General features: G+C 65.1%; 11 protein-coding genes. All 11 read right to left on the bottom strand.

Annotated elements, in window-relative coordinates; genetic code table 11:
- Positions 1 to 31: 31 nt before the first annotated feature.
- Positions 32 to 508, bottom strand: a complete 477-nt coding sequence (greA, locus tag B8V81_RS09955) for a transcription elongation factor GreA (protein ID WP_028598315.1) — start codon at positions 506 to 508, stop codon at positions 32 to 34.
- A gap of 278 nt (positions 509 to 786) precedes the next feature.
- Complete coding sequence (gene dusB, locus B8V81_RS09950) at positions 787 to 1782, bottom strand: tRNA dihydrouridine synthase DusB (RefSeq protein ID WP_028598314.1); 996 nt, start codon at positions 1780 to 1782, stop codon at positions 787 to 789.
- Positions 1783 to 1798: 16 nt separating this feature from the next.
- A complete protein-coding gene (locus tag B8V81_RS09945) occupies positions 1799 to 2020 on the bottom strand; it encodes a helix-turn-helix domain-containing protein (RefSeq protein ID WP_028598313.1) in 222 nt (73 codons plus the stop codon).
- Positions 1972 to 2550 carry a 2-amino-4-hydroxy-6-hydroxymethyldihydropteridine diphosphokinase gene (gene folK, locus B8V81_RS09940; RefSeq protein ID WP_028598312.1) on the bottom strand — a complete coding sequence of 193 codons (579 nt, stop codon included), beginning with the start codon at positions 2548 to 2550 and terminating at the stop codon, positions 1972 to 1974. Before folK ends, B8V81_RS09945 begins: the two co-directional genes overlap by 49 nt.
- A complete protein-coding gene (gene folB, locus B8V81_RS09935; RefSeq protein ID WP_028598311.1) occupies positions 2528 to 2914 on the bottom strand; it encodes a dihydroneopterin aldolase in 387 nt (128 codons plus the stop codon). The genes folK and folB overlap by 23 nt, the downstream gene beginning before the upstream one ends.
- A gap of 4 nt (positions 2915 to 2918) precedes the next feature.
- The gene (gene folP / locus B8V81_RS09930; RefSeq protein WP_028598310.1) at positions 2919 to 3785 is read right to left on the bottom strand and encodes a dihydropteroate synthase; all 867 of its coding nucleotides are present in this window, start codon (positions 3783 to 3785) and stop codon (positions 2919 to 2921) included.
- Positions 3786 to 3830: 45 nt separating this feature from the next.
- A complete protein-coding gene (locus tag B8V81_RS09925) occupies positions 3831 to 4727 on the bottom strand; it encodes an aminotransferase class IV (RefSeq protein ID WP_028598309.1) in 897 nt (298 codons plus the stop codon).
- Positions 4724 to 5305, bottom strand: a complete 582-nt coding sequence (gene pabA, locus B8V81_RS09920) for an aminodeoxychorismate/anthranilate synthase component II (protein ID WP_028598308.1) — start codon at positions 5303 to 5305, stop codon at positions 4724 to 4726. Before pabA ends, B8V81_RS09925 begins: the two co-directional genes overlap by 4 nt.
- Positions 5302 to 6927: an anthranilate synthase component I family protein gene (locus B8V81_RS09915; RefSeq protein ID WP_043111136.1), complete on the bottom strand. Its 1626-nt coding sequence runs from the start codon at positions 6925 to 6927 to the stop codon at positions 5302 to 5304. The genes pabA and B8V81_RS09915 overlap by 4 nt, the downstream gene beginning before the upstream one ends.
- A gap of 388 nt (positions 6928 to 7315) precedes the next feature.
- Positions 7316 to 8257, bottom strand: a complete 942-nt coding sequence (gene cysK, locus B8V81_RS09910) for a cysteine synthase A (protein ID WP_028598307.1) — start codon at positions 8255 to 8257, stop codon at positions 7316 to 7318.
- Positions 8258 to 8395: 138 nt separating this feature from the next.
- Entirely contained in the window at positions 8396 to 9376 is a 981-nt protein-coding gene (locus B8V81_RS09905) for a peptidylprolyl isomerase (protein ID WP_180968416.1), read from the bottom strand.
- Positions 9377 to 9384: the final 8 nt, after the last annotated feature.

Here is a 9384-nt window from a genome sequence, read left to right as displayed (position 1 = left end):
CTTGTGCTTGCCGATCGGTTGTAGGAGCCGCTTATTTCTTGATGTCTACGATACGGTACTGAATGGCGCCAGCAGGAACGCTTACTTCCACGGTCGTACCCTTCTTCTTGCCGAGAATCGCCCTGCCGAGCGGGCTCTCGTTGGAGATCTTGTTCTGAAGCGGATCGGACTCGGCCGTGCCGACGATCGTGTACTCCATCGTGTCGCCGAGCTCCAGGTCCTCGACCGTCACGATCGAGCCGACGCTCACCGTGTCGACGCCGATATCCTCATTGTTGATGATGCGCGCGTTGCGAAGCATCTTTTCCAGCGTAATAATGCGGCCTTCAATGAAAGCTTGCTCGTTTTTGGCATCTTCATACTCGGAGTTCTCGCTGATATCGCCATATCCAATCGCGACTTTGATCCGCTCGGCCACTTCACGGCGTTTGACCGATTTGAGATTCTCCAGTTCCTCTTCAAGCCTCTTGAGTCCGTCCTGAGTCAGAATCACTTCTTTGTCGCTCATTGCCGATTCTCCTGTCGTGGCGTATTTGCTTGGCACCCTGCTGATGGATCACGCAGATCATGAAAGAGGTAGCCGGGCCGCAAACGCGCGCCGGACGGCCCCAAGAACAGTCGGTGCAGGATTATATTGCAAGATTATATGCAATTGCTCCCGGCGTGTCAATGCGAGCGCATGGCGTCCTTGCCCTGCGCCTGTCCAAGCAAAAAGCACCCGTGGCGCCTCTGAAGCTCGGAGGACTGGCGGATGCCGGAACGGACTCCGAGTCCGAAGCGGCGGCGCTAGACCGCCGCCGACGCTTCTTCCTGACGGAGAGATTCGATATAGCTCTCGAGAATCCGGACCATGACGTCCCGGCTCGTTTCTTCCATGATGTGGTCCTTGATGCGGGCCGCGCCCTTGAGACCCTTGAGGTACCAGGCCAGATGCTTGCGCATCTCGCGGACGGCGACCGCTTCGCCCTTGAGCGCAATGAGCCTGTCCATATGAAGAATGGCGATCTCCATCTTCTCCTGGGCGTTGGGCTCTGGAAGCAGCTCGTCATGCGTGAGGTAATGGATCGTACGATACAGCATCCACGGGTTGCCGAGCGCCGCGCGTCCGATCATGACGCCGTCGCAGCCGGTCTCGGCGATCATGCGCTTGGCATCCTCCGGCGAGTTCACGTCGCCGTTGCCGATGACCGGGATGCCGACCGCTTCCTTGACCTGGCGGATATAGCTCCAGTCCGCATGTCCGGTGTAGAGCTGCTCGCGCGTCCGGCCATGAACGCTGACCGCCTTGCCGCCTGCACGCTCGACTGCGAGCGCGTTGTCCACGACGAAGATATGCTCGCTGTCCCAGCCGATGCGCATCTTGACCGTGACCGGCTTCTGGACGGCGTCGACGACGGCGCTGACCATGTCGTAGATCTTGTTCGGATCGAGCAGCCAGCGCGCGCCGGCGTCGCATTTGGTCACTTTAGGGACCGGGCAGCCCATGTTGATGTCGATGATGTCGGCGTTGGTCTCCTTGTCGACGACTTTGGCCGCTTGCACGAGCGAGTCGCGGTCGCCTCCGAAAATCTGCAGGCTGAGCGGCTTTTCGCGCTCATCCACGAACAGCATCTCGCGCGTGCGCTTGTTGCCGTGCACGATCGCCTTGTCGCTCACCATCTCCGCGCAGACGAGCCCGGTTCCGAACTCCTTGGCGATCAGGCGGAACGCCGGATTGCAGACGCCGGCCATCGGCGCGAGCACGACATTGTTCTTCATTTGGATATCGCCTATCTTAAGCATGTTGCCTACCTCTTTTCTATCGCAGACCGCCGCTGGCCGCGGCCGTCAACTCTTCATAATCGATGCCGAGCGTGTCGGCGATGCGCGCCAGCAGCTTCGGCTCCGGCCTGCGCGTGCCGCGCTCGAGCGAGCCGAGCACGGCGACCGAGACGTCCAGCTTGTCGGCGAGCTCCTGCTGCGTGTAGCCTTTCAGCTTCCGGAAGGCGCGGACCCGCTGCGCCAGTTGATCGTGTTCCATCGGGCAATGCCTTCCTTTCCTTCCCGTAATGCCGCCTCGGCCATCGCCTCGGCCCGTTCCAGAAGGGGATGATCCTTCTCCAGCACGTCCGCCAGCGGCGTCATCACGAACGCCCGCTCCAGCATCCGCGGATGGGGCAGCTCGAGCTCCGGCGTATCGATGCGGGCATCGGCGTGCAGCAGCAGGTCGAGGTCGATGACGCGCGGGCCGTTGCGGAACTCCCGCACCCGTCCGAGCGCCAGCTCCAGCTCCAGCATCCGCCGCAGCAGCGCCAGCGGATCGAGCGTCGTCGACAGGCGGGCCGCCATGTTGAGAAACGCCGGCTGATCGGCATATCCGACCGGGTCGGTCTCGTAGGCGCAGGAAACGTCGGCGACGGAAATGCCGTCCGAGGCGTCGAGCAGCTGCAGCGCGCGCGCCAGCATCCCGCTGCGGTCTCCGAGATTGGAGCCGAGCGCGATGTAGGCGGAGCAAGCCGCTGCGCGCGGAGCTTCGGCGGCCGGCCCGCTAGGCGGGAACGATTTGTCCATGCTCATCCCGCTTTCGGACCAGTTCGACGACGACTCCGTCGAAGAAGATCTCGAACGGAGGATTAGGCTTGGTGACGCGAACGGTCAATTCGTTAATGCCAGTATAAGTGTCCAGCAGCACCGTTGCAATACGCCCGGCCAGCGCCTCGATCAGCTTGAACGGCGGCCCTTCCACGATCTGCTTGGTCCGCGCATGCAGCTCGGCGTAGTTGATGGAGTGCTCCAGCTCGTCGGTGCGGGCGGCCATTTCCAGGTCCAGCTTGAGGCTGAGATCGACGCGGAACTGCTGGCCGAGCTTGTTCTCCTCCGGGAAAACGCCGTGATAGCCGTAGAAGCGCATGCCAGTAAGTGTCATTGTATCCATTCGATTACCGTCCCATCCTTTCGTAGACCATGGCGTCCATCATTGCGGCCGTGCGCTTGATCGCGCCGACATCATGCACGCGCACGATCTGGCAGCCTTGGGCGATGCCGAGCGCGACCGTCGCCGCCGTGCCTTCGGCAAGCTCGTCCACAGGCAGGCCGAGCGTATCGCGGATGAACCGCTTGCGCGACGTGCCGAGCAGCACCGGATAGCCGAGCTCCGACAGCTCCGACAGCCGGCCCATAAGCTCGAGGTTGTCTTCATGCGTCTTGGCGAAGCCGATGCCCGGATCGAGCCAGATGTCCCGCTCCCGCACGCCTGCGGCCAGCGCGATCTCCACGCTGCGCTGCAGATCGGCGATGACGTCCGGCACCAGGTCGCGGTAGTCGCGCGCCGCGCGGTTGTGGCTGAGGATGACCGGACAGCCGAACTCGGCCGCCACCCGCGCCATTTCGGGATCGTCGCGCAGCCCCCAGATGTCGTTGATGATATGGGCGCCGGCCTCGAGCGCGGCGCGCGCCGTCGCCGGCTTGTACGTATCGATCGAGAGGGGCAGCTCCGGCAGCTCCGTCCGCAGGCGCCGGATGAGCGGCACGACGCGGCGGATCTCCTCCTCGAGCGGCACCGGCGTGAAGCCCGGCCGCGTCGACTCGCCGCCTACGTCGATCAGGTCCGCGCCCTGCTCCGCCATGAGCCGGGCATGCTCCAGCGCCGCGTCTCCCTCGTGATGCCGGCCGCCGTCCGAGAACGAATCCGGCGTCGCGTTGAGGATGCCCATGACGAGCGTCCGCCTCCCGACGGCAAGCTTCGTCCCGTCCGCCCATTCGTAGCTCCGTTCGGGAACGGCATGCTCCGGTTGTCTTCTATACATAGGCTTGCCTCCTCGCCGCCGACGGCGGCTTCATTTGCAGCTCTTTCAGGTGTCCGCAGAAGGCCGCGAGCCGGCGTCCTCCCGATACTGCGCCAGCAGCTCGCGGACGACCGGACCGGCGGCGCGGCCGGCGCGCGGATGTGCGGGCTCTCCGTCCAATCCGGCCAGCGTCGTGACCGGCACGAGCTCCTGCACCGAGTTCGTCGTCCACACCTCGTCGGCTTCCAGCAGCGCCTCCCAGCTCCAGCGTCCCTCGCGGACGGGATGACCGGCGGCTTGCGCCAGCTCGAGCACCCGCTCCCGCGTGATGCCGGGCAGGATGCCCGTGTCGAGCGATGGCGTGCGGACTTCGCCGTCTGCGACAAAAAACAGATTGCTGACGATTCCTTCCGCGAGCCGGCCGTCCGCGGTCAGCATCAGGCCCTCGGCTCCCGGAGCCGCATCCGTATCCGCCAGCTCCCGCTTGGCGGCGATGCAATTCATATAATGAAGCGACTTCAGCCGCGTGGCGAGCTCCGGCGTATTGCGCGGAGTCCGCAGCAGGCGCAGCTCCCGGCCCCGCTCGTACAAGCCGGGAGCCGCCGCCGGCAGCGGCTTGACCATGACGAGCTCCTGCGGCTCCTCGTAATCTCCCGCCGGCAGGCCTAGGCCGCCGTCTCCGGCGGAGACGGTCAGCCGCACGTACGCGTCGCCTGGCAGCCCGTTCGCCTCCGCCGTCCGGCGGATCAGCGCCTCCAGCCGCTCCGCGTCCGGCTCGTACCGGATGCGCAGCTCCCGGCAGCCTTCGGCGAGCCGCCGCAGATGCCGCTCCAGCAAATACGGCCTGCCGCCGTAGGTGCGGAACGTCTCGAACAGGCCCATGCCATACAAAAAGCCGTGGTCGAATGCCGAGATGCGGGCATCTCCGGCGCTCACCACGGCTCCGTTATAGGCGATCTTCATTTCGAAGCCGGGGCCTTTTCCGCCAGGAAGCTGCGCAGCATGGAGAGGCCGTTCTCGGTGATGATCGACTCGGGATGGAACTGCACGCCCTCCACCGGGTAGCGCTTGTGGCGCAGCCCCATGATCTCTCCCTCGGCCGTCTCGGCCGTAATCTCCAGCTCGTCCGGCAGCGTCTCGCGGCGCACGATGAGGGAGTGGTAGCGGGTCGCCGTGAACGGGGACGGCAGGCCTTGGAACACGCCCCGGCCCGTATGGTGGATCGGAGAGGTCTTGCCGTGCATGAGCCGCTCCGCGCGCACGACCTCGCCGCCGAACGCCTGTCCGATCGCCTGATGGCCGAGGCAGACGCCGAGGATCGGAATCTCGCCCTTGAAGCGCTCGATCAGCGCGAGGCTGATGCCCGCCTCGTTGGGAGAGCACGGCCCCGGAGAGATGAGGATGTGGTCCGGAGCGAGCTGGGCGATCTCGTCCAGCGTGATCTCGTCGTTGCGCTTGACGAGGATGTCTTGCTTGAGCTCTCCCAGATACTGCACCAGATTGTACGTAAAGGAGTCGTAGTTGTCGATGACCAGGATCATGCGTCCATCCCCCTGTCGATTGATGCCGAGCCGTGCAGCCCGGCGTAGTGGAAGGCGCGCCAGAGCGCCCTTGCCTTGCTGATCGATTCGCGGTATTCCCGCTCGGGATCGGAATCGATCACGATGCCGGCGCCCGCCTGGATGTGCGCGACGCGGTCCTTGACCGCCATCGTGCGGATAATAATATTAAATTCCATATCCCCGCTATAGTCAATCCAGCCCATCGAGCCCGTATACGGCCCCCGGCGCACCGGCTCGAGCTCCTCGATGATCTCCATCGTGCGGATTTTGGGCGCTCCGGTAATCGTGCCCCCGGGGAAGACGGCGCGCATGACGTCAAACGCGTCCCGGCCCGGCATGAGCTCCCCGTTCACCTGCGAGACGAGATGCATCACATGCGAGTAGCGCTCCACGACCATCAGCTCCTCGACGCGCACGGTGCCGTAGCGGGACACCCGGCCGAGATCGTTGCGCTCCAGGTCGACCAGCATGATATGCTCGGCCGTCTCCTTTTCGTTCGTGCGCAGCTCGAGCTCCAGCTCGGCGTCCTCCTCCGGCGTGCGGCCGCGGCGGCGGGTGCCGGCGATCGGCCGCGTGTACAGCTTCCCGTCCGCGAGCTCGACGAGCAGTTCCGGCGAAGCGGAGACGAGCTGGAATTCCGGCGTCCGCAGCAGGCCCATGTACGGCGACGGATTGATGAGGCGCAGCCATTCGTACAGCTCCTCCGGCGAGGCTTCCATGGCTTTTTGCTGCCGCAGCGAAAGGTTCACCTGGAACACGTCGCCTGCCGCGATGTAGCGCTGGATGGCGCGCACGGCGTCCTTGTACCGCTCGCGGGGAAAAGGACTGGTCGCATCCGCGGGAACGTCCGGGAAAGGAAGCTCGGCGCCCGCTTCCGTCCGCTCCAGCAGCTCCCGGCGGGAGCCGGCATGATGCAGCGAAGCCGGCGACGAAGCCCAGGCGGCCCATTGCTCCAGCAACTCGAGCGCGCGGGCGGCAGCCGCGTCGTAGGCTAATCTGAGGGCCGCCTCGCCGGCGGCGGCCTCCGAGCCTTCGCCCGCCAGGGCGGCCAGGGGAGCCTGCACGGCGGCATAAACGCAGCGCCGCTCGCGGTCATGGATCCACAGCTCGTCCAGCTGCAGGAACAGCGCCTCGGGCAGCTCCAGGTCATCGGCCGCCAGCTCCGGCAGCCGCTCGATGGCGCGCGCCACGTCGTAGCTCCAGTAGCCGGCGATGCCGCCTGCGAACTTCGGACCGCCCGGCAGGCGCGGCGCCTTGCGCCCGTCCATCCAGCGGCGCACCGCCTCGAGCGGATCGGCGGCGATGGCCTGCGACGGCTCGTAGCCGCCGGCAGCGCTGCGCGTCCATACCTGCGCCTCGCCGCCCTTGGCCCGCAGCACGGCCGCCGGTTGCCGGCCCAGATACGTATAGCGGCCCGTCTTGCCGCTTTCGAGCAGGATCGAATACGGCTCCTGCTCGTGCCATGCCGCCTCCCATGAAGCCGGCAGCGCTTCTCCGTACGGCAGGTCCATTCGCGCCAGCACCGGCAGCGACGCGTAGCTCGTTCCGTCTCGCAGCCATTCCTGCCACTGCTCCCATGAGATGCAGATGTTCCCCTTCATTCGTTGCGCCTACCTCGCCTTCCGTGCTCGCTCTCTGTCTATCGCCTGATCGTATCGTGTCGTCGGTGCAAAATCAAGAGTAGAACACAACCGATTCCCGCTTCGCGGACGGGAACTCGTTCCGATCTCCCTGGAGCCCAGATTCCTGTGAATGTATTCTCCCAGAAAGGAAGGAATCCGGCCTCCAAGGGAACCGCTGCCGCTTCTCCACGAGCCCCCGTCCGCTTCGCTCTTCGGTTTCAACTATTGCCTATGGGCTGGCTTCCAGAAGGATCGGAGAAAGGCTCGGCTTGCGCAGCGAAATGGCTTGTCTGCAGGACGTCTTCTTTTCAATGAAAAAACCGCCGGTCCCCTCCCGAAGGAAAGGCCGGCGGCCGGAAATGAAGGATTAGTTCTCGAAGTTGAACAGCGCGGTGCTCAGGTAGCGCTCGCCGTTGGAAGGAACGACCGCGATGACGCGCTTGCCCGGTCCGAGCTTGGCTGCGACCTGCAGCGCGGCGGAGATGGCGGCGCCGGAGCTGATGCCGACGAGCAGGCCCTCTTCCTTGGCGGCGCGGCGAGCGTAGTCGAACGCTTCTTCATTTTCGACGGTGATGACTTCGTCGTAGATGTCGCGGTTCAGGATATCCGGGATGAAGTTGGCGCCGATGCCCTGGATCTTGTGGCCGCCCGGCTTGCCGCCCGACAGCAGCGGAGATGCCGAAGGCTCGACCGCGACGATCTTGATGTCCGGGAAGCTCTGGCGGAGCACTTCGCCGGTGCCGCTGATCGTGCCGCCCGTGCCGATGCCGGCGACGAACGCATCGAGCTTGCCGTCCAGCGAGTTGATCGCTTCCACGATCTCAGGTCCTGTCGTCTCGCGGTGAATTTTGACGTTCGCCGGGTTTTTGAACTGCTGCGGCAGGAAGTAGTCTTCGTTCTCGGCCGCGAGCTGCTCGGCCTTCTTGACCGCGCCGTTCATGCCCTCGGCTCCCGGCGTCAGCACGAGCTCCGCGCCATAGGCGCGCAGCAGGTTGCGCCGCTCAAGGCTCATCGTCTCCGGCATGACGAGGACGGCGCGATAGCCCTTGGCCGCTGCGACCATGGCCAGGCCGATGCCCGTGTTGCCGCTCGTCGGCTCGACGATCGTCGAGACGCCCGGCTTGATCAGGCCTTGCTCCTCGGCGACGTTGATCATGCTGATTGCGATGCGGTCCTTGACGCTGGATCCCGGATTCTGATACTCAAGCTTCACATATACTTCCGCGCTGCCTTCCGGCACCAAGCGGTTCAAGCGGACAAGCGGAGTATCTCCGATCAGTTCGGTCACATTCTGCACAATTCTGGCCATCGTCCAACTGCCTCCTCATCTATATTCCGACTAAAATAGTAGGTTATTAGCTGTTTCTATCTTAACAAGGCCTTTCGGCCCTTGTCAAGCCTGCGATGAAGAGACCTTGGGCCAATGTCAAAGTCTAACGCAAAACCGCTATCCGCTGGCCGATGGGGCCGGCTGCGGGGAGGCGTCGGCGCCCGTCCGAGCGCCGTATTGACGCAGCAGCCGCTGCTCGCCTTCCTTCAGCGAGCCCGCCTCGTCGAGAGCGATGAGGCGCCGCACCTTGGAGCGCAGCACCTGCTCGTCCAGCGCCGGCGGCGACTCGCGCTCCAGCAGCTGCACGAGGGCGAATCCGCCCTCCACCTCCGCCGGCCCGCCGAGCTCGCCCTCCGCCAGCTCCGCCGCCGCGGCCGCCGCGCCCGGATCGAGGAACGGGTCGCCTTCCTCGACGACGCCGAGATCGCCGCCGAGCTCCGCCGTCGCTTCGTCGAGCGAGTGCCGGCGGGCCAGCTCGGCGAAATCCTCGCCGGCCTCCAGCCGGCCGAGCAGCGCCTCGGCTTCCGCGCGGGAAGCGCTGACGATCCAGCGCAGATGAGCGCGCGGAGACGGCCGCAGCTCCGATTCATGCTCCTGCAAGTACGTGTCGACCCGGTCGTCGCTGACGGCGATGCCCTGGGTCATCCATTTCTCCATCAGGAGGCGGTACATCGCTTCCTCATATACCTCGTCCCGGTCCAGGCCGAACTGGCTCTCCATCTCGCGGTAGAAGCCCTCTTCGTCGCCGTAGCCTTCCATCTGCGCCTGCAGCTCCGCCTCGATCTCGGCTTCCGTCACGGCCAGGCCGGCCTTGGCGCTCTCCTGATCGAGCGCGGAGCGGATCATCATCGTCTGCAGCACGCTCTCCCCGTACTGATCGCGCAGCCGCGCCGCCAGCTCCGACTCCGCGATCACATCGCTGCCGACGACAGCGGCCGTACCGTCGCCTCCGTCCTCTCCGTTCTCCCCGACCTGCGCTCCGACAGGCACGAGGACCGGCTCGCCGCGCAGCTGCCCCGCCAGCACGAACGCGGCCAGCACGATCATGCAGGCCGCCTGAAGGCCGATGATCGTTTTCAACGCCTTGTCTCTGCCCATGCTCCGCT

Origin of the sequence: Paenibacillus pasadenensis (assembly GCF_002864175.1) — a bacterium.
GTDB lineage: Bacteria > Bacillota > Bacilli > Paenibacillales > Paenibacillaceae > Paenibacillus_O > Paenibacillus_O pasadenensis.
Note: the sequence above shows the minus strand (reverse complement) of the source record. Positions and strands in the feature narration are given on the sequence as shown.

Coding starts and splice junctions, on each gene's coding strand:
- folP (WP_028598310.1), bottom strand. CDS start 3,785: ATGTATAGAAGACAACCGGAGCATGCCGTTCCCGAACGGAGCTACGAA.
- B8V81_RS09905 (WP_180968416.1), bottom strand. CDS start 9,376: ATGGGCAGAGACAAGGCGTTGAAAACGATCATCGGCCTTCAGGCGGCC.
- B8V81_RS09945 (WP_028598313.1), bottom strand. CDS start 2,020: ATGGAACACGATCAACTGGCGCAGCGGGTCCGCGCCTTCCGGAAGCTG.
- greA (WP_028598315.1), bottom strand. CDS start 508: ATGAGCGACAAAGAAGTGATTCTGACTCAGGACGGACTCAAGAGGCTT.
- folB (WP_028598311.1), bottom strand. CDS start 2,914: ATGGATACAATGACACTTACTGGCATGCGCTTCTACGGCTATCACGGC.
- cysK (WP_028598307.1), bottom strand. CDS start 8,257: ATGGCCAGAATTGTGCAGAATGTGACCGAACTGATCGGAGATACTCCG.
- dusB (WP_028598314.1), bottom strand. CDS start 1,782: ATGCTTAAGATAGGCGATATCCAAATGAAGAACAATGTCGTGCTCGCG.
- folK (WP_028598312.1), bottom strand. CDS start 2,550: ATGGACAAATCGTTCCCGCCTAGCGGGCCGGCCGCCGAAGCTCCGCGC.
- pabA (WP_028598308.1), bottom strand. CDS start 5,305: ATGATCCTGGTCATCGACAACTACGACTCCTTTACGTACAATCTGGTG.
- B8V81_RS09925 (WP_028598309.1), bottom strand. CDS start 4,727: ATGAAGATCGCCTATAACGGAGCCGTGGTGAGCGCCGGAGATGCCCGC.
- B8V81_RS09915 (WP_043111136.1), bottom strand. CDS start 6,927: ATGAAGGGGAACATCTGCATCTCATGGGAGCAGTGGCAGGAATGGCTG.